Below are 20,050 nucleotides of genomic sequence, written 5' to 3' on the forward strand. Positions count from 1 at the left end.
AGGGTCCTCCTTATGATCCGGCGACGACGTCGGCGGTCCGGTCGTCAAGAACGGGGTCGTCAAAAACTAGGTCATTGTCCAACGGTGCGAAGAATCGCTCGATGTCGGCCTCCGACACCGCCTGCGCCCACGCCGGATTGCGATCCTTGTCGATGACCTGGGCACGGATTCCTTCGGCCATATCCGGATGTTCCAGGCAACGCAGGGACACCCGATACTCGCGCACCAGGGTCTGGCGCAGCGATTCATCGCCTGCCGCTGCACGCAGCGAACGCAGTGTGACCGCCAGTGCGGTCGGGCTCTTCGCAGCGATCGTGTCGGCGACCTTGTCGGCCTCCGAGGTCCCGACGGCCCGCGCGCCCTCGATGATCTCGGCGACGGTGTCGGCGGCGAAGACCTTCGAGATCCACTCACGTTGTGCGGCGATCTTCGACTCGGGCGGCGTCGTCGCATAGCGATCGAGCGCGGCCCGCAGTCCGTCGGTACCGATCGCGGTCCGGAAGGCGTCGAGGGATTCCGCAAGCACATAGTGATCGGCGAGTCCGAGCGCGATGGCGTCGGCGCCGGACAGCGACCCCGCCGTCAAACCCGCGTACGTACCGAGATTGTCGGGGACCCGGGACAGCAGGTGGGTGCCGCCCACATCGGGTACGAATCCGATCCCCACCTCGGGCATCGCGAGCCGGGTCCGGTCGGTGACGATCCGGGTGTTGGCATGTGCGGAGATCCCGACGCCACCACCCATCACGATCCCGTCCATCAATGCGACGTAGGGCTTCGGGTACGACGCGATGTCGGCGTTGAGGCGGTACTCATCCCACCAGAACCTTCCCGATGGCGAGTTCTGCGCGGCCTCGTCGCCGCCGGCACCACCGGCCCCGCTGATGGCCGACGCGTCACGATGGATAGCGACGATGTCGCCACCCGCGCACAGCCCGCGCTCTCCGGCGCCGGACAGGACAACCGCCTCGACGGCGTCGTCCGCTGCCCACTCGGCGAGCTTCGCCGCCATGGCCAGCGCCATCTCATGGTCGAGCGCGTTGATCGACTTGGGTCGATTGAGGACCAGGTATGCCGCCGATCCGTTCCGTTCGGCCAACACCGACGGTTCCGTCATGGGAACACTCCTTCGCTGCACAGATGGTGGACATCAGCTTCCCCAAGATAGTTGCATATCCTAGTAAACCGGTCCAGCCCCGACTTCCCGATACCCGGGCAGATCAGTATTGGGCGACCTGCCCTTCTTTCGGGGCCCGGTACATCCGCCAGAGCATCTTCGGCACGCCGCGCAGCGGCAGCGGAGTGGGCCATTCCCGGGTGCGCAGCAGTGCCTCGGTTCCACCGTCGACGGTGATCACCGCACCGGTCATGAAGTCGGCCGCGTCGGACAGCATCACCGCGACCCACGCGGCGAGTTGTTCGGGTGTTCCGTACTCACGCACCGGCACGGGGAAGGACTTGACGTTGCGCGCCTCGGCGCCGTCGAGCTGGGCGCGGAGCAACGGTGTCATCACCGGGCCCGGGGCGATGATGTTGACGCGAATCCCCGCCGCCGCCCACTCATTGCTGACCGCGCGCATCCGCGCCCAGTGAGCTACCGCCGTCTTCGACGTCGCGTACGCGAGCGGTCCCGACAGCATCGCGCCCCGGCGTCGAATACGGCGCGCCGCACGTTCGGTGTCACCCGTGGCGACCAGCCGCCGAATCACCGACTTCGACATGAAGGGTGTCGCGGTCGTCGAATTCGAGCCGAACACAACCACCTTCGCCTTGTGTCCGCGGGCCAGCGCCGGACGCAACCGATCGAGGAGTTCGGTGACACCGAGGTAGTTGACCTCGAGGATCATCTGCTCCCGACCCGGGGCGGGGCCGACGCCGGCCGCGAGCACCGCGCCGGCGAGCACCCCGTCGCATCGCTGGAGCACCTCGATGGCCGCGGCGGCCCGACCCGCCGGGGTCGACAGGTCGGCGACGACGTCGGTCTCGTCACGGTCGACGCCGATCACCACATGCCCATCGGCACGCAACTGCGCCGCGACCGCGGCACCCATCCCCGATGCCGCACCGGTCACCACATATGTGCCCAACGAAAACTCCTCCCCATGGTCGATCGCCCAGCGGTCTACGCCGGGCACCGTGGATCGGTGTCCACGGATGATTGTCAGCGGGCGACCGGCTCCTCATGGCCGTGTCGATATCCCAGCACCCGGTCGTAGGCGTCGTTGAATGCCCGGAGCTGCCGGCACAGCGATTCGGGATCACCGGGCGCGAGGTCGGCGAAGACGCGTGTCAGACGGTCGACCCGCAGCTGTCCGTCGTGGCGAAAGGTGTCACGGCCCAACTCGGTCGGCTGGATGTGCTTGCTCAGCGAACCCTCGACGTCGATGCGTTCGAGGTATCCGTTCTTGATGGCCGCATTGACCTGGCGGTTGACCGTCGACTGTTCCAGATCGAGGTCGACGGTCAGCTCCCGCAGCGTGCGCGAGCGCCCGTCGGCGAGCACCCACAGGATCGCGAACGCCGAGTTGTCGAGCACCGCACCCGGATAGACGTGCGTCTTACGCCGCGACATCCGCCGCAACTGCTCGACGAGGTCGGCGTACAGATCTGAGGGCCAGGGCGCCGAACCGTCCCCGGACGTCACAGTTCCCGTCACCAGCCCGACCCTTCCACCAGACGCTGCGCGCGTACCGCCACAACGCCACAACTGTACGACTTCAACCGAATGTCCTTCATCACAGTCCACCGATCGGCATCGGTGTCCGATTCGTTGTATGTAGCTTACATATGTATCCTGCATAGGTCCTGAAGGAGGTTGCGCATGAGCCGGGCACCAGAACCGCAGATCGACGCGGCGATTCCACACGCTGACACATCGAGATCGAGCATCGGCACGATCATCGTGCTGTGCTTCGGCGGCCTCGTCGCCGCGCTGATGCAGACGCTGATCATCCCGATCCAGCCCGAACTGCACGAACTACTCGGCACCACCCGCTCGAATGCCTCGTGGGTCATCACCGCCACCCTGCTGGCCGCCGCGGTCGCCATGCCCGTCGCGGGTCGCCTCGGCGACATGTTCGGCAAGCAGCGCATCATGGCGATCAGCGCAGTCCTGCTTACCGTCGGCTCCCTCATCTGCGCCCTCAGCGACACCGTCGGTACCGCTGATCGTCGGCCGTGCCGTTCAAGGTCTGGCCATGGGCTTTATCCCGGTCGGTATCAGCCTGATGCGTGAGGTCACGCCGCCCAAGGTCACCGCGATCGCCGTATCCGCGATGAGCGCGACGCTCGGCGTCGGCGGTGCACTCGGGCTGCCGCTCGCGGCCTGGATCACCGAGGAATGGGACTGGCCGGTCCTGTTCTGGGTCTCCACGGTCCTGGGCATCATCGTTACGATCCTGACCGTCACCGTCGTCCCCCGCGTCAACGACGCCGCAGGCGGCAAATTCGACTTCGGCGGCGCCCTCGGCCTGGCCATCGGCCTGGTCGCGATGCTGATGGCCATCTCCAAGGGCAAGGACTGGGGCTGGGATTCGGGCACCACCCTCGGCTTGCTGTTCGGCGGCCTCGTCGTGCTGCTGATCTGGGGAGCGTTCGAGCTGCGCCAGTCCGATCCCCTGGTCGACCTGCGCACCACCGCCCGCCCGGCGGTACTCCTGACCAACCTTGCCGCCACCGCCATCGGCTTCGGCATGATGGCGCAGTCGATCATCGTCCCGGCCCTGCTGGAAACCCCCGACGGCCTCGGCGGCTACGGACTCGGCCAGACCGTCCTGCAGGCCGGGCTGTGGATGGCGCCCGGCGGTCTGATGATGATGATCTTCTCGCCGATCTCCGGAATCATGATCAACAAGATCGGCGCGAAGTACACCCTCGCGATCGGTGCCTCCGTCCTCGGCGTCGGCTACCTCGTCGCCTACTTCATGATGGACGCCCCGTGGCAGCTCATGATCGCCTCGATCATCGGTACCGCCGGCGTCGGCATCGGCTATGCCGCGATGCCCACCCTGATCATGGGCGCCGTCCCGATCCACGAAGCCGGGGCCGCGGTGGGCCTCAACGGTCTGATGCGTTCGATCGGCACCACGGTGGCGTCGGCGGTAATGGCACTGCTGCTGGCGAGTTCGACGTTCGAGGACGGTGGCCGCGAATGGCCGGAACAGTCGACCTTCGAATGGGCGTTCCTGATCGCCGCGGTCGCGGCGTTCGTCGGCGTGGCCATCACCCTGTGCATCCCGGTAGCGCGCCGTAAGGCCGCCGAGATCTCGGTCCCCGTCGAGAGCACCGAACAGGATGGCGTCAAGGCCAACGCCTGACGACTTCGGCAACGCGCGCAACCGAATACGAGAACACCGCCCGATCCGTGATTCGCGGACGGGCGGTGTTCTCGTATGTCGGTTTCGTCAGGCCTGTTCCCGACGCAGCGTCACGCGGTAGGTGTAGTACTCGGGCAGGAAGTGGCTGACCGCGAGTTCCACGGCCACGCCCCGCCGGTCGGAATACATGCGGTCGACCCGCAACACCGGGCGTCCCTCCGCACAACCGAGACGTTCGGCGACGACGGCGTCCGCCGCCACCGCGGTGATCGATTGTGCGCATTCCACGATCGGCGACACCAGATGCGGCTCCAACAGGCCGATCATGGTGTACGAACTCGACGCGCCCTGAGCCACATCCGGCGAATCCACCACCAGCCGGGCGATCTCCTCGGGCCACCACACCGTGGTGACCACGAACGGCGTGCCGTCGTGGATACGACAAAACACGATGCGGTACACCACATCCGTGTCCAGACGCAGCCGCCCGGCGGCCTCCAGGTCGACACTGCGGGTTGGCGCTTCGAGAACCGTCATGTCGGTGTCAGCCGACAGATTCATCAGATCCTCGATCGACCCGAGTTGCCGGAGATAGCGGCCACGCCCCTGGGCTGCGAAGGTGCCGCGCCCGGGCACGCGGTACACCACCTGATCGGCCACGAGTTCCTGGAAAGCGCGTCGTACCGTCTGCCTGCTCAAGCCATGGGCTTCGGACAGTTCGGCCTCGGTCGGCAACCGAACGCCCTCGGGGAACTCCCCGTCGGCGATGCGCCGGCGCAGATCTTCGGCCAGCGTTCGATACGCCGGTTCTTGTCCGCCTCGCGTCGCCATGGCTGTGGAGCCTACGCGGTACTCAGATCCCGCCGCGCGAGACCAGCTGCGCGGCGATCACATTCCGCTGGATCTCGTTGGTGCCCTCGCCGACAATCATCAGCGGCGCGTCGCGGAAGTAGCGTTCGACATCGAATTCGGTGGAGTAGCCATAGCCACCGTGAATACGCACGGCATTGAGCGCGATCTCCATCGCCACCTCCGACGCGTACAGCTTGGCCATCCCGGCCTCCATGTCGCAGCGTTCGCCCGAGTCGTAGCGCTCGGCGGCATGCCAGGTGAGCTGACGTGCCGCGGTGAGCTTGGTGGCCATGTCGGCGAGATAGTTGCCGATGGACTGATGCTTCCAGATCGGCTGTCCGAAGGATTCGCGCTGCTGGGCGTATGCCAGCGAATCCTCCAGTGCCGCGGTCGCGACACCCAGGGCACGGCATGCGACCTGGATCCGGCCGGTCTCCAGCCCCTTCATCATCTGCCCGAAGCCCTTACCGGCCGCACCGCCCAGGATCGCCGACGACGGGACGCGATAGCCGTCGAAGGAGAGTTCGCAGGTCTCCACACCCTTGTAACCGAGCTTGGGAAGATCACGCGACACCGTCAGCCCCGGACCATGTTCGGCCAGCACGATCGAGATGCCCCGGTGCCGGGGCGTGGCGGCCGGATCGGTCTTGCACAGCAGGGCGATCAGCCCCGACCGCCGTGCGTTGGAAATCCACATCTTCGAACCCGAGATCACGAGGTCGTCTCCGTCGGGGCGGGCGATGGTCGTCATCGCCTGCAGATCCGAGCCGCCCCCGGGCTCGGTGAGCGCCATCGTCGCCCGCAGCTCGCCGGTCGCCATCCGCGGCAGATAGGTCTGCTTCTGCTCCTCGGTGCCGAACAGAGTGAGCAGCTTCGCGACGACGGTGTGCCCACCCATCGCCCCGGCCAGACTCATCCAGCCGCGCGCCAATTCCTGGGTGACCTGCGCGTAGCAGGGCATCGACACCGGGGCGCCACCGAATTCCTCCGGCACGGCGAGCCCGTAGATCCCCAGATGCTTCATCTGGTCGATCCATGCCTCCGGGTAGGTGTTGGCGTGCTCGACCTCCTGCACGGTCGGCTTGACGTCGCGATCGATGAACGCGCGCACCGTTTCGACGAGGAACGCCTCTTCGGAATTGAGCTGGGCCATGTTGGGAACCACCGATCACCTGAGCTGGATCATTTGTACGGCCATATTCGTACTGAGGTCCCGCAACATTGTCAAGCACTTCCACCCAGCTAGGACTTCTGGTAGGAACTTAGGAAGTCATTTTGGCCGTACATTTCGTGAGAACCGCGACCCGAGGAGAATCGAGTGAGTGCACCGGTGGCCGTCGGCGGCCCCTACTTCGACGAGCTGACCCACGGCCAGATCTTCGACGACGCCCCATCGGTCACACTGACCGCCGGGCTGGCGGCCGCCCACCAGGCGATCGTCGGTGACCGGCTGCGGCTGCCGCTGGACGCACGGCTCTCGGCGACGGTCGCCGGCGACGGCGGCACCGTCGCCCACCCTGGCCTGGTCGCCGACCTCGCGATCGGCCAGTCGACGATCGTCACCCACCACGTCAAGGCCAACCTCTTCTACCGCGGTCTCCGCTTTCTGCGTTACCCGCGGGTCGACGACACCCTGACCACGGTGACCGAGGTCGTCGGGCTGCGGGAGAACACCGTCAAACCCGGCCGAGTCCCCACCGGACTGGCCGCCCTGCACATGATCACCACGGACCAGAACGACGAGGTGGTCCTGGACTTCTACCGCTGCGCGATGCTGCCGCTGTCGACCGACCCCGATCCCGACCGCATCCGGCACGCCGACGACCTCGCCACGATCGGACCCGCGATCGCGCAACCCCCGGTCGTTCCGGCCTGGGACCTCGACGCCTTCCGCACCAGCCTTCGCGGACAACACTTCTCGACCGATCTCGCCGGACAGACGTTCCGGTCCAGCGGCGACGTGGTGTCCAGCGCGCCAGAACTCGCGCGGCTGACCCTCAACATCGCGGCCACGCACCATGATGCGCGGGTGGGTGCGGCAGGCCGACTCGTCTACGGCGGACACACCATCGGCCTGGCGCTCGCCCAGGCGACACGGGCACTGCCGAATCTGGTCACCGTGGTGTCGTGGGAATCCTGCGATCACACCGGGCCGGTCCACGAAGGCGACACTCTGAGCAGTGAACTCACCGTGACCGACGCGGTTCCCGCCGAGCGCGGCGGCCTGGTGCGGCTCCGGTCGGTGGTCCGCGCCCACGAGCCCGACGACACCAGCCGCGACGTACTCGACTGGGACTTCTGGGCACTGCTCGCCTGACCGCCCAACCCAGCACCTGCCCACTGAACCAAGGAGCCATCCCCATGTCCGAGCCGACCATCGAACGCCCCCTCGACGGGGTGCGGGTCGTCGAGGTGTCGAGTTTTGTCGCGTCCCCGCTCTGCGGCCTCACCCTGGCGCAGCTCGGTGCGGAGGTGATCCGCGTCGATCCCATCGGCGGGGCCTCCGACATCAACCGCTGGCCCCTCACCGACGGCCACAACGGCGCCGACCCCGGCAATTCCATCTATTGGACCGGCCTCAACAAGGGCAAACGCTCGGTCACCGCCGATCTGCGGTCGGCCGACGGGCAGGCGTTCGTGCAGCGACTGATCACCGAATCCGGTCCTGGCGGTGGAATTCTGGTGACCAACGCCGGCGGGCGCGACTGGATGAGCCATGACACCCTCGCGGCGCTGCGGCCCGACGTGATCACCCTGGAACTCCTGGGCGGCAGCGACGGTTCGCCTGCCGTCGACTACACCGTGAACGCCGGACTGGGTTTCCCGACGATCACCGGACCCGTCGACCACTCCGGCGTCGTCAATCATGTGCTTCCGGCCTGGGATGTGGTGTGCGGACTGTACGCGGCACTCGCAATCACCGCGGCGGTCCGCCGCCGAGACCGCACCGGCACGGGCACTCGCATCCGACTTCCGTTGGAGGACACCGCACTCGCAATCTCCAGCGTCCTGGGATATTTGACCGAACCGCAGGTGAACGCGGGCACCCGGCCGGCGACCGGCAACGACGTATACGGCACCTACGGGACCGATTTCGTCACCGCCGACGGCAAGCGATTCATGGTCGTCGCACTCACCCGCAGGCACTTCCGCGACCTCGTCACCCTGACCGGGGTCGGTGACGCCGTTGCCGCGCTGGAGAGCGCCCTTGACGCCGACTTCGACACGGAGGCAGACCGATTCACCCACCGCGCGGTACTCAACGCGCTCTTCGCCCGGTGGTTCGCCACCCATGACGCACCGGCCGTCGAATCGGGGCTGGCGGGCATTTCCACGCTGGCACAGCGCTACCGCAGCTTCGACGAAATGATCGCCGAGGGCGTCCTCGCCGACAATCCGCTGTTCACCGAACTCGATCAGCCCGGCATCGGCCACTATCTCGCCGCCGGACTACCCGCGACCTTCGACGGCGAACTGTACGGTACCGGACCGGCGGCCGCACTCGGCGAGCACACCGAAAGCCCCTGGTCCCCACCGAACCCCGGCTGACCAGCGCCCCGACCACCGCGCCGCTCCCCGGCGGACAAACTACTGTCCAGTCGGTGCGCGTCCAGTCCCCGGCCAGCGCCAGCCCGCGCACGGCAGTCCGCTGATCGGGGCGGATACCGGCCGTCCCAGGTCGCTGCGCGAAGGTCGACTTCGGCATCCGGACCACATGGCTGTGTACGACCTGCGCCGCGGCGGCGCCAGGGAAGTACCGGCGCAGCATCCCCATCTGGATCTCGGTGATCTCCGCATTCGACTTCTGTGTCAGCTCGTAGGACGCCGACACCGTCGTCGAATACAAGTAGTTGGCCGTGCAGTCACGTCCGTGCATCTGTTGGCGATCCCAGACCTGTTCAAGGACTCCCTCACCGCCATAGAGGATCTCGCCCCAGTCCGTCATACCGATGTCGCGGTCGAGGTAGAGATTGACGCTGACGATCGGTACCGGCGTCAGCTGCTGCGCCGCGGCGTAGATCGCCTCATGGCCGGGCACCTGATCGAGTAGCCCCCTGATGTTCCACACCGGAACCGCACAGATGACCGCGTCGGCCGCGACGGTGTCACCGCCGGCGAGCGTCACCCCGGTGACGGCACCGTCAGTCACATTCACCGACGACACCACCGCACGGTGGCGAACCTCCACACCATGGTCGGCAAAGACCTTCTCCGCCCCGGCGATGAAGAGGGTGTCCAGGTCGACGCTCGGATAGCCGATCGACACCGGGGTGCGTGTCGCGATGGCCCGGCGCATACCGGTCACCAACAGGTCGGCCGGTACCTTCGCCGAGGAGATCTCCGTCTTGTCGCCGGTCAGCCCGATGACTATCCCGTCCCACAACGCATCCCGCGCCGATTGCGGCATCCCGATCCGTCGAAACCATTCATCGGCGGTGACATCGTCGAGCCAAGCGGGCTGGCGCAGTGCCTGGGCGACCAGCCGGGTCTGCGCGCGTACGGTCCGCAGCCGGTCGACACCTCGGACCCCGGGCAGGTCACCGAACGCCGCCCGCAAGCCGCTGATCCCACCGAACCCCGACCGTCGTGTCGCCCCGCCTGGCATCCGGACCGTCATATGTCCGGGGAATTCCACAAATTTCCGCGTTCCGACACTGTCGAGGTAACGCATCAGATGCTCGTAACCGCTGGCGAAGACGTGTTGCCCGTTGTCGGGTACATCGTCGACGGCCGCCAGCGGCATCGATATGGTGCGTCCACCCAGCGATCCGCGTCGTTCCAACAGCGTCACCCGATGGCCGGCCTCGGTCAGCCATATCGCCGACGCCATCCCGGCCAATCCCCCACCCACGACCACTACGTGCATGCCGGTCAGCCTAGGCACTTCTCGGTGCCCGCTGAGCGGGAACGGCGTATCGATCCGGCTCGGCGGCGACGCCGACCCCCTAATCTCTGCTCAGGGCCAGGCCTCGACGCGGCGGGAAGGGACGATATGACGACCACACAGCTGGAGATCCCCCACGATTGGGAGGCCATCACCCCCGAATGGATGACTCGGGCGCTCGCCTCACATTTCCCCGATGCCGAGGTCGCGAATGTGTCGGTGGATCACCGCGACGACGGCACCAACCGGCGCGCGCGGCTGCGCGTCGACTACACCGCGGGTGACGGACCGGCCACCGTGTTCGTCAAGGGCGCCGACCCCGGCCACAAAGAACTGCTGCGGATCACCAGCGGCCTGTTCCACGAGCCTCGACTGTTCCGGTCCGGCGTCGACCTGCCGGTTGAACATCCTCGGGTCCTCACCGCCCTCATCGACGAACCCGGCTACGACTTCTTCCTCGTCATGGAAGATCTTTCGGCCCGGGGTGCCGATCCCCGCGACGCCACCCGTCCGCTGACCCCCGAACAGGCTGCGAGCGGCGTGCGCGGCCTCGCTCGGATGCACGGAAAGTATTGGGGTGGGGCGGTACTCGACGATCCTGCACTGGACTGGCTGGAACCGTTCACCGCGTGGGGCGGCATGGAGATCGCGCCGCTGCCCGCCGCGCTCGACCGACTCGGCGACGATGCGCCGCCCCAGGTGCTGTCGCTGACGATCGAGTCCCTGCTCGACGACGTCTGGAAGCCGTATATCGACAGCTTGACCCGTGGACCGCAGACCCTGCTGCACGGTGATCCGCACGTCGGCAACACCTATCTGCTCGGCGACCAGCTCGGCTTCCTGGACTGGCAGGTGGTCCGCCGCGGCAACTGGTCGTTGGATCTCGGCTATTTTCTGCAGGGCGCGTTGACCATCGAGGACCGACGCGCCCACGAGGACGCGCTGCTCGAGGAGTACCGCGACGCGCTGGCGTTGCCCGCCGCAGTCTTGCCGTCGAAGAGCGAGATCCGACTCGGCTATGCCGCATCGGTGGCACACGGCCTGACGCTGTGGCTGTGCACGGCGAGTGCCGGGGAGCTGTGGCAGCGCCCCGACATCGCGCTCGCTCTGGCACAGCGCTATTCCGCGGCTTACGCTGACCTCGACACCTCCGGTGCCCTGGCCGCGATCGGGTGAGGCGTCCTGTTCAGACCCCGTCGAGAAGCTCGGGCCGCAGGCGCGGATCCGGCGCCCTGGCAACCGACCGGCTACCCGCCAGATCGCCAAGGAGGTGGCTGCCGAGCCGACGACGACCAGCGCGACACCGATCCAAAAGTGGGCGCCCAGAACGGTACCCAGGATCACCGCACTGAGCGCGGCCGAGATCACCGGATTGAAATACGACACCGCGCCCAGGAAGGCGACATCGCCGCCCTGCACGCCGATGTTCCAGCAGACGTAGCCGCCCGCGATCACGGCCGCGGTCGCGGCAACCGTGACATATGACCAGATCGTCACATGCTGATCGGCCGCACTCGGATGTCGTAGGTGCACCAACCAGGTCGTCATCGCCGTCAAGGTCATGAAAAGGGTGACCCCGTCCGCACCATCGGACAGACGCGGGGTCAACACCGAATAGAACGCCCACACCACCGAACCAGTCAGAGTGAGCAGGTAGGGCAGCGGGTTGTCGGCGACATGCGCAACGATCGCCGCCGGGTCCAGACCCTCGTCGCCGGCGACCACCCAGGCGACGCCGAGGACCGCGACGACGACACCCGGCAACAACATCGCCAGGGTACGTCGCGCCGGCCCCACCGCCACCGCGAGCACGACGGTGAACGCGGGCCAGAGGTAGTTCACGATGGTGACCTCGATGGCCTGGCGACTGTCATCGGCCAAGCCGATCGCGAGTGCGAGAGACACCTCGTAGAAGACGAACAACAGGCCACAGATAAGCAGGTACCGCAACGGCATGGTGCGCAGATCACGCGGCCGACGCAACACCCAGAGCCAACCGGCCGCTGCTGAATAGATCAGTGCTGCACCGAGCGTCGGGCCGAAGGCAACCGTGGAAGCCCGGACCAGCCCGGCCATCGCACCCCACAACAGCACCGACCGTATCCCGATCGCGGTTGCCGTCCGCGCTGTCATCGCACACCTTCGTCGGGTGGAATCGCGTGCGGCGCGGCGAAAGCCGATCTCAGCGCGCGGCGTCGGGCGCGGGCCGATGCATATCGCTGCCGCGCCGTCTCGCTGTCCAGCGGCACCGGATCGACCGGCATCGGCCGGCCGTCCGCGTCCACTGCGACCATCGTGAAATACGAGCTGTTGGTGTGGCGGCTGGTCTGCGCCTCGATGTTCTCGGTGTCGACCCGGATACCGATCTCCATCGACGTCCGTCCCGTGTAGTTGACCGACGCCGAGAACGTGACGAGTTCACCGACATGGATGGCGTCACGGAAATGCACGCGGTCCACCGACAGCGTGACGACGTAGGTACCGGCATACCGGCTCGCACAGGTATATGCGACCTGGTCGAGGAGTTTGAGCAGGCAACCGCCATGAACATTTCCGGAGAAGTTGGCGAGATCGGGGGTCATCAGGACGGTCATGGTCAACGATGTCGGGCGCGTGCGCGTCGGCGCAGGGGTCATGGCAACTCCGATTGGGGGGACAGGAGACGGCGGATCCGGGCGACGGCGTCGGCGCCCGGATCCGCCAGGTCGGGATGGCTAGGCTCGCACCGCGTCGGCGGGCACCGCCGGTTCGATGCCGGCGGCCTCGTTGAGGGAGCGCCCGTTGGTCTCCGGAGCCCAGGCGATACAGACGATCAGGCCGATGACGGTGACTCCGGCGCCGAGCAGCATCGTGGTACCGAGACCCAGGTGGTCGAGGCCGATCGGCAACAGGTAGGTGCCGACCGCCGCGCCGATCCGGCTCGCCGACGTGGCGACCCCCACAGCCGTTCCGCGAATCTCGGTGGGGAACAACTCGGTCGGGTAAGCCCACTCCAGGATGCTCGGGCCGCCGGAGAAGAGCGCATAGGCGCAGAACGCGACGACTACGACGCCGATCGAGGCGTTCGGGAACAGACCGAGCACGGCCAGCGGGACGACCATGAGCGCGAACGACCAGATGATCAACGGTCGGCGCCCGACCTTGTCGATCAGCTTGATGGCCGGGAACAGACCGACCAGGAAGACGATGCTGATCAGCAGCGACCCCAGAATCGAGTCTTCCGACATGCCAAAGGCTTCCAGGATCGTCGGGCCGAAAGTGTAGAGCGCGAACAGTGGGATGATCTGGCAGGTCCAGAACAGACTGACGAACAGGGTCCGCCGCCCGTACGGCTTGCGGAACGCGTGGGTGAAACCCATGCCGCTATGTGACTCGTGTTCGGCGAGGATGTCGAGTTCCTCCTCGCTCGGCACCCGGCCCAACGCCTGCTCGATACTGTCGCGCGCCTCATCCCGATGCCCGTTGCTGATCAGCCAGCGCGGCGACTCGGGTGTGCCGTGCCGGGCGACCATGATGAGCGCGGCAGGGACCGCGGCGCTCGCCAGCACCCAGCGCCAGGCGTCGTCGCCGAGCATCTCGATGAACACGAAGCCGACCACATAGGCTGCGGCCGCACCGGCGAACCACCACGCCATCAGCATTCCCATGCACCGTCCGCGTTCCTTGCGCGGCAGCCATTCCGACAACATGGCGGTGGCGATCGGATAGTCCGCACCGATCGCGATCCCGAGGAGGAGCCGCAGCAGGATCAGCTGCCAGCCCTCCTGGACGAACAGGCACAGGATCGAACCGACCAGCAGCGCGCTGAGATCGAGGGTGTACATGAGCTTGCGGCCGATGATGTCGGTGAGCCGGCCGAAACCCAGGCCGCCGATGAACAGGCCGACCAGCGCGGCCGCGCCCACCAGACCCAGTTCGGTGGCCCCGAGACCCAGCTGGGTCTCGATTCCGGCGATGACCACGCCGATATTGCCGAGGATGTAGCCGTCGAGGAAGGGGCCGCCCGAGGAGAGCAGGACGAGTTTGCGATGGAAGCGGCCGTACGGCGCCTCGTCGATGACGGAATGAGTGGTCATGGTGATCAGCTCCCAACGGTCCAGGGATTACGTGAGCCGACGGTCCAGCCGCCGTCGACAAGGATTTCACTTCCGGTGCAGTACGATGCATCGTCGGACGCGAGAAAAGCCGCAACCGTTGCGATTTCGCGCGGCTGCCCGATGCGCCCGAGGGGCGCGTTGTCATATTCTGTGGGTACCACCCCGGCCGGCGCACCCATGTCGGTGGCCACCCCGCCGGGATGAATCATGTTGACGCGGATACCCTTCGGTCCGAGCTCCCCGACCGCGGCCTTGGAAAGACCAAGGAGAGCCGACTTCGTCGAGGCATACGCAGAGGTCAGGTCGAGCGGCGCGAACGACGAGATCGAGACGATGTTGACGATCGAGCCACGCCCGAGGTCGGCCATCTGCGGTGCCACCGTCTGCATCCCGAGGAAGACGCCGACCTGGTTGACCTCGATCAGCTTCCGATACCGCTCCAGCGACGTGTCGCCCAGTTCGCCGTGAAAGTAGATCCCCGCGTTGTTCACCAGCACGTCCACATGGCCGAACCGAGCGACACCCGCCTGAAGCGCCTGCTGCCACTGGTCTCGATCGCTGACATCGAGATGGACTGCCAGCGCCCGGTCCTCGCCGATCTCGGCTGCCAGGTCCGCCGCCACGTCGTCGAGGACATCGGCGATGACAACCTTGGCCCCACGCTCGGCGAACAGCCGTGCCTCGGCCTCACCCTGGCCACGTGCACCACCGGTGATCATGGCAACCTTGCCGGTGAGATCAGACATGAGATCCTCCCGCCGCCATCCCAGCTATCTCCAGCTGAGGGCTGCTCGCGGGGACCGCGAGAGCACTGAGGATATCTTGTGCCGCAGCGAATCCCGACTGTACGGCGGTCTCGGTGTACCACGTTCCGAGGAAGTCGCCGGCCAGCATGATCCGACTACCCCGGCGGGTCAGCGTCGGCTGTAACCTCCCGCGTCCTGGGAAGCAGTACGCCAGTCCCTGCTTCCACCGTTCGACCTTGGCCTCGGTCACCAGCGACGGGAAGCCCGGAAAGATGTCGTCGAGATCGGCGTAGTAGCGATCGAGGATCTCTTCGTCGGGCAGATCGATCAGCGGCCGCGCGAAGCGTGCCGGCGAGAAGGCCATGATGCTGCTACCCGGCCGCCGATGCGATTCCGCACCACGCGCCGTACTGGACATGTTGAAGAAGACGTTGAACGCACGCTTGGGCGTCGCGATCGCATACGAATCGTCCCACTTCTGCCGAGTCGTCTCGTTGGTGAGGAACGCGGCACTGACATACGGTCCGTAGACGATCTTGCCGAGCGCGTCACGGACATCGGACTCCAGATCGGGGGCGAGGTCCCGCGCCACCGGCGCCGTCGTCGCCAACACGACATATTTGGCCTTCACCTCGTGTTCGGTCCCACCGTGGGAGTACCGGACGATCGCATGATCGCGTGCGTGCACCACTTCGTGCGCCTGCGCACCGATCTTCGCCCGATCGCCGAGCTCGGCGCCGATCGTCTCGGTCAGCGTCGACGGCCCGCCGATGATGTTGCGCGACAACCCACCAGAGCGGTCCCAGACCAGGTGGAAGTACCCGACACCTGCCCCGGCCGAGACCTGTTCGGGATCGCCCGCCGATCGGCTCACCGTCGGGCGGAAGAGGGCATCGGCGTCGTTGGGTAGTTCGCCCACGAATTCGCTGAAGGTCTGCTCGCCCAGGAAGTCATAGATCCGCTGCTGCCGAACCCGATAGTCCTCACCGTCACGCGGTGCCGCGATTTTGGCGTAGCGCATGACATTGAGCCGAACCTTCGCACCCGCCTTGACAAGTGCGGCGCGGTCGCGCCACGACATCGGGACCCGGAACGGGTACGTCTCCACCCGTCCATCGGTGATCAGCTTGCCGTTCATCGCCAGCCCGGAAAGACTGCCCGGCACCGGCGTTGAGTCGACCCCGACGGAGGCGAGCAGTTCGCCGGTCGCCGAACCCGGGCCGTTGTAGACGTGGCCGCCCCAGTTGAGCCAGTACTCGCCGCGCCGCTCCGAGTGGATCCGACCGCCGAAACGGTTGTCCCTCTCCAGCAGCAAGATATTGCGATGCCGGAGCCGGTGCGCCGCGGAGAGTCCCGCGAGTCCACCTCCGATGATGATCGCGTCGTACATGATTGGACTCCTTTGGTGAGGTTCAGATCGCCTGGCAGAGACGATTGGCGTCGAGGATGGCGGCGTGGACGTTGCGGCTTGTCACCGCGTCGCCGATGCGGAAGAGCTGGAATCGGCTGTCGCCGTTGTGGGTCACGTGCTGTGGTCGCAACGCGAGCAGATCGCCGAAGTCGAGGTCGCCGCGGTTGCGGGAGTGCGGTTTGAGGTCGAAGTACAGCTCGTCGTTGGGTACCGTGCCGTGTTCGGCGATCACCTGGTCCACAATGCGGGTGCTGGTGACGTCGACATGCGCATCGCGCAGGGTCACCGCCAGCTTCCGGTCTTCGGTGCGGGCGACCGCGACCAGCTCGGCGTTGAGCGTCGTACGCACACCCTGTTCGGCGAAGGTCCGGAGATAGGCCGGGTAGTTCGACGCACCGACCAGGGGGGCCACGGTCCGTTCCGGTGTCACGAATTCGAGGTCGGCGCCCGAACGGGCGACCGCCTCGGCGACGTTCATACCCTGATGATCCCCGTTGTCGTCGTAGAGCAACACCGTCTCACCGGGATTGGTCTCCCGGGACAGGATCTGCCAGCCGTCGGTGATGAGGTCGGCGCCCTTGACGGTGCCGGCATCCGGGATACCACCGGTGGCGACGACGACGACGTCGGCATCCTCGGCCAGGACGTCATCGACCTCGGCGAAAGTGTTGTACCGGAACGTGACACCCAGTCGGCGACATTCGGCGACGCGCCAGTCGACGATGCCGATCAGGTCACGGCGGCGAGGGGCGGCCGCCGCGACGAGCAACTGCCCGCCGGGCTCGCTGGCCGCCTCCAGCACGGTGACCCGGTGCCCGCGTTCGGCGAGGACCCGCGCCGCTTCCAGCCCGGCTGGCCCGGCACCGACCACGACGGTCGACTTCGAGTCGGGCGCCGGCGCCACCTCGTGCGGAATGCTCGTCTCTCGACCGGTTGCGGCGTTGTGAATACAGAAGGCGTCGGCCCCCTCATAGACCCGGTCGATGCAGTAGCCGGCACCGACACACGGACGGATACGATCCTCCTCGCCGTCGACGAGGCGGCGCATCAGATGCGGGTCGGCGATATGGGCGCGGGTCATCCCCACCAGATCGACCAGCCCCGCCTCGATCGCATGCCGTGCGGTCGGCAGATCCGCGATGCGGCCCGCATGCAGGACCGGGATGTCGATCGCAGCCCGGACCCGCCCGGCGAAGTCGAGATGCGGCGCCGACGGTGTGCCCATCGGGGCGATGATCTCGGCCATCGTGCGGTCGGAGTCGAGGTTGCCACAGATCACGTTCACGAAGTCGATACCGGCTTCACCGAGGCGGCGCACCACCTCGATCCCCTCGTCGACGCTATTACCTCCGTCGCGGCCCTCGTCGACGCCGATCCGGATGCCGACGACGAACTCCTCCCCGACCCGGTGGCGGATGGCGCGCACCAGATCAAGGGGAAACCGCAGCCGGTTCTCCAGACTGCCACCCCACTCGTCGTCGCGATCGTTGATCGCCGGGGACAGGAACTGATCGATCAGGTGGCTGTGCGCCATCAGCTCGATTCCGTCGAGTCCCGCTGCCGCACAACGTTCTGCTGCGTCGGCGTAGGCGGTGACGATGCGGGTGATATCCCAATCCTCGGCCGCCTTCGGAACCGCCCGATGCGCGCGTTCACGTTGCCCCGACGACGACACAATGGGTAGCCAGTCACCCTCATAGTTGCTGGTCCGCCGACCCGGATGGGTGACCTGACTCATCACCAACGCCCCGTGCTCGTGTACCGCGTCGGCCACCTTGACGAGGTAGGGCACCACCTCGTCGCGGTACAGCGCAATGTTGTTCACGAAGGCCGGCGCCTCGGGCGAAACACAGGCCGCGCCACCGATCATGGTCAGCGCGAGCCCACCCTTGGCCTTCTCCGCGTGATACCGCAGATAGCGATCCTTGGGCATGCCATCTTCGGCGTACGCGGGCTCATGTGCGGTGGACACCACGCGATTTCGTAACCGCAGATGCTTGAGCTCGAACGGCTGCAGCAGCGGGTCGTTGGTTGGCATGTCGTGCTCCGGGGGCTGGTGGGCCGGACTTCTCAGTCGGCCAGGTACGGGTAGCGGTAGTCGGTGTCGGGGCTCAGGTTCTCCTTGACGAAGCGGCCGGAAACCCAGCGCTGCAGGGCGAGCGGCGAACCGATCTTGTCGTTGGTGCCGGATGCCCGAGCACCGGCGAACTGCTGCTTGCCGATCGACATCCCGGCAGGTTTGTCGTTGATCGCGACATATCCCGACGCGTCGCGCAGTACGTCGAGCGCCTGGGCGATCGCGCTGCGTTCGGTGGCGTACACCGATGCGGTCAGTCCGTAGGGGCTGGTCCGGTCGGCGAGCTCGAGCACCTGCAACCAGTCGTTGTCCTCGTAGACGAAGACCGTCAGCAGGGGGCCGAAGAATTCGGTGGACAGGGTGAAGGCATCGGGATCGGTGGTCTGCAGAATCGTCGGGCGCACGAAGTAGCCGACGCTCTTGTCGCCGGTTCCACCGGCCACCAGCGTGTGCGTACCCGAGTCGGTGGCCTTCGCGATCGCGCCGGTCACCCGGTCGAAGGCGGTCTCGTCGATCACCGAACCGAGGAAGGTCCGATGCTCGGCGACATCACCGACGACGAGTGAATCAACCTGCGCGGCCAGTGGTTCGGCAATCTTGCGCCAGATGCTGCGTGGGATGTAGGCCCGCGATGCCGCCGAACACTTCTGCCCCTGGAATTCGAAGGCGCCGCGGGTCAGCCCGGTGATCAACGCCTGCGGATCGGCGGACACATGTGCGACGACCGCATTCTTCCCGCCGGTCTCGCCGACCAACCGCGGGTATCCGCGATAGCCGTCGATATTCGCCGCGACCTTCTTCCACAGGCTGCGGAACACCTCGGTCGATCCGGTGAAACTGAGCCCCGCAAGATTCGGGTCGGCCAGTGCCACATCGGTGACCAGGCGACCGTCACCGTGCACCGTGTTGATGACGCCCGGGGGCACTCCGGCTTCCTCGAAGATCCGGCGGACGACATCGGTGCTCACCGCCGACTTCTCGGATGGCTTCCACACCACCGTGTTTCCCATCATTGCGGCCGTCGCCGGGAGGTTGCCGGCGATGTTGGTGAAGTTGAACGGCGTCACCGCCAGCACGAAGCCCTCCAGACCACGCTGGTCGAGGTAGTTGTTCTCTCCTTGAGTCGAGCGCGGCTGGTTGGCGTAGATCTGCTCGGCGTAGTGGGCGTTGAAACGCAGCAGGTCCGCCAGCTCACAGGCCCCGTCGATCTCGGCCTGGTGAAAGGTCTTGGACTGGTTGAGCATGGTCGCCGCATTGATCTCGTCGCGGTACTTGCCCGCGACCAACTCGGCGGCGCGCAAGAAGACCGACAGTCGATCCCACCACGGTGTGCGCGACCAGTCCCGGCGTGCGGCGAGCGCGGCGTCGATCGCCGAACGCACATGCCCCTCGTTCGCGAGACTGAGCTTGCCCAGAACCCGGCGATGATCGTGTGGTGACACCACATCCTGGGTTTGCTCGGTTTCGATGATCTCACCGTTGATCTGCAGTGGAATCGACTGCGTAGTACCGCCGATCCGCTTGATCTCCTGCAGCGTCGCCTCGGCCTCGGGTGAGCCCGGGCAGTAGTCGCGAACGGGTTCGTTCACCGGCTGGGGGACGTGGAAGTTGCCGGCAATATTGTGCAACGCTCCGGTCATTGGATTTCTCCTTGCGAATCGGTTGG

14 protein-coding genes and 3 pseudogenes are annotated in these 20,050 nt (G+C 66.5%); 4 read left to right on the forward strand and 13 right to left on the reverse strand.

The window, feature by feature from the left end:
- Nucleotides 1-10 precede the first annotated feature (10 nt).
- The 3 genes from QSJ18_RS17950 to QSJ18_RS17960 form a co-directional block, all read right to left on the reverse strand.
- Entirely contained in the window at nt 11-1,117 is a 1,107-nt protein-coding gene (locus tag QSJ18_RS17950; RefSeq protein ID WP_286328001.1) for an enoyl-CoA hydratase/isomerase family protein, read from the reverse strand.
- A 103-nt stretch (nt 1,118-1,220) separates the two neighbouring features.
- Entirely contained in the window at nt 1,221-2,087 is an 867-nt protein-coding gene (locus tag QSJ18_RS17955) for an SDR family oxidoreductase (RefSeq protein WP_286328002.1), read from the reverse strand.
- Nucleotides 2,088-2,161: 74 nt separating this feature from the next.
- Complete coding sequence (locus QSJ18_RS17960; RefSeq protein ID WP_286328003.1) at nt 2,162-2,656, reverse strand: MarR family winged helix-turn-helix transcriptional regulator; 495 nt, start codon at nt 2,654-2,656, stop codon at nt 2,162-2,164.
- Nucleotides 2,657-2,821: 165 nt separating this feature from the next.
- Between QSJ18_RS17960 and QSJ18_RS17965 the strand changes: the two are divergent.
- Nucleotides 2,822-4,316, forward strand: a pseudogene (locus tag QSJ18_RS17965) (MFS transporter).
- Nucleotides 4,317-4,403: 87 nt separating this feature from the next.
- On the opposite strand, the gene QSJ18_RS17970 reads toward QSJ18_RS17965, so the two are convergent.
- Together QSJ18_RS17970 and QSJ18_RS17975 are read right to left on the reverse strand one after the other, a co-directional pair.
- Nucleotides 4,404-5,147 carry a GntR family transcriptional regulator gene (locus QSJ18_RS17970; RefSeq protein ID WP_286328004.1) on the reverse strand — a complete coding sequence of 248 codons (744 nt, stop codon included), beginning with the start codon at nt 5,145-5,147 and terminating at the stop codon, nt 4,404-4,406.
- A 22-nt stretch (nt 5,148-5,169) separates the two neighbouring features.
- Complete coding sequence (locus QSJ18_RS17975) at nt 5,170-6,321, reverse strand: acyl-CoA dehydrogenase family protein (RefSeq protein ID WP_286328005.1); 1,152 nt, start codon at nt 6,319-6,321, stop codon at nt 5,170-5,172.
- Between the two features lie 165 nt (nt 6,322-6,486).
- Between QSJ18_RS17975 and QSJ18_RS17980 the strand changes: the two genes are divergently transcribed.
- Together QSJ18_RS17980 and QSJ18_RS17985 are read left to right on the forward strand one after the other, a co-directional pair.
- Complete coding sequence (locus QSJ18_RS17980) at nt 6,487-7,485, forward strand: MaoC family dehydratase (RefSeq protein ID WP_286328006.1); 999 nt, start codon at nt 6,487-6,489, stop codon at nt 7,483-7,485.
- 44 nt (nt 7,486-7,529) lie between these two features.
- A pseudogene (locus QSJ18_RS17985) lies at nt 7,530-8,684 on the forward strand (CoA transferase); the annotation flags it as partial.
- Here the strand turns inward: QSJ18_RS17985 and QSJ18_RS17990 are convergent.
- Nucleotides 8,572-10,035 carry a hydroxysqualene dehydroxylase gene (locus QSJ18_RS17990; protein WP_353507225.1) on the reverse strand — a complete coding sequence of 488 codons (1,464 nt, stop codon included), beginning with the start codon at nt 10,033-10,035 and terminating at the stop codon, nt 8,572-8,574. The pseudogene QSJ18_RS17985 and the gene QSJ18_RS17990 sit on opposite strands and share 113 nt — an antisense overlap.
- Nucleotides 10,036-10,161: 126 nt before the next feature.
- On the opposite strand from QSJ18_RS17990, the gene QSJ18_RS17995 reads away from it, so the two are divergent.
- Entirely contained in the window at nt 10,162-11,229 is a 1,068-nt protein-coding gene (locus QSJ18_RS17995; RefSeq protein ID WP_286328008.1) for a phosphotransferase, read from the forward strand.
- Between the two features lie 105 nt (nt 11,230-11,334).
- Here the strand turns inward: QSJ18_RS17995 and yddG are convergent.
- The 7 genes and pseudogenes from yddG to pruA all read right to left on the reverse strand — a co-directional run.
- Nucleotides 11,335-12,186: pseudogene (gene yddG, locus QSJ18_RS20205) on the reverse strand (aromatic amino acid DMT transporter YddG); the annotation flags it as partial.
- Entirely contained in the window at nt 12,183-12,689 is a 507-nt protein-coding gene (locus QSJ18_RS18000; protein WP_286328009.1) for an acyl-CoA thioesterase, read from the reverse strand. The gene QSJ18_RS18000 and the pseudogene yddG, both read right to left, overlap by 4 nt.
- 78 nt (nt 12,690-12,767) lie before the next feature.
- The gene (locus QSJ18_RS18005; RefSeq protein ID WP_286328010.1) at nt 12,768-14,129 is read right to left on the reverse strand and encodes an MFS transporter; all 1,362 of its coding nucleotides are present in this window, start codon (nt 14,127-14,129) and stop codon (nt 12,768-12,770) included.
- Nucleotides 14,130-14,134: 5 nt separating this feature from the next.
- A complete protein-coding gene (locus tag QSJ18_RS18010; protein WP_286328011.1) occupies nt 14,135-14,896 on the reverse strand; it encodes an SDR family NAD(P)-dependent oxidoreductase in 762 nt (253 codons plus the stop codon).
- Nucleotides 14,889-16,286, reverse strand: a complete 1,398-nt coding sequence (locus QSJ18_RS18015) for a protoporphyrinogen/coproporphyrinogen oxidase (protein ID WP_286328012.1) — start codon at nt 16,284-16,286, stop codon at nt 14,889-14,891. Before QSJ18_RS18015 ends, QSJ18_RS18010 begins: the two co-directional genes overlap by 8 nt.
- 22 nt (nt 16,287-16,308) lie before the next feature.
- A complete protein-coding gene (locus QSJ18_RS18020) occupies nt 16,309-18,345 on the reverse strand; it encodes an oxidoreductase (RefSeq protein WP_286328013.1) in 2,037 nt (678 codons plus the stop codon).
- 32 nt (nt 18,346-18,377) lie between these two features.
- On the reverse strand, nt 18,378-20,024 hold the full coding sequence (pruA, locus tag QSJ18_RS18025) for an L-glutamate gamma-semialdehyde dehydrogenase (protein WP_286328014.1): 1,647 nt from the start codon (nt 20,022-20,024) through the stop codon (nt 18,378-18,380).
- Between the last annotated feature and the right edge of the window lie 26 nt (nt 20,025-20,050).

The sequence above is a fragment of the Gordonia heveisoli genome, assembly GCF_030315745.1.
In the GTDB taxonomy this organism is placed as follows: Bacteria; Actinomycetota; Actinomycetes; order Mycobacteriales; family Mycobacteriaceae; genus Gordonia.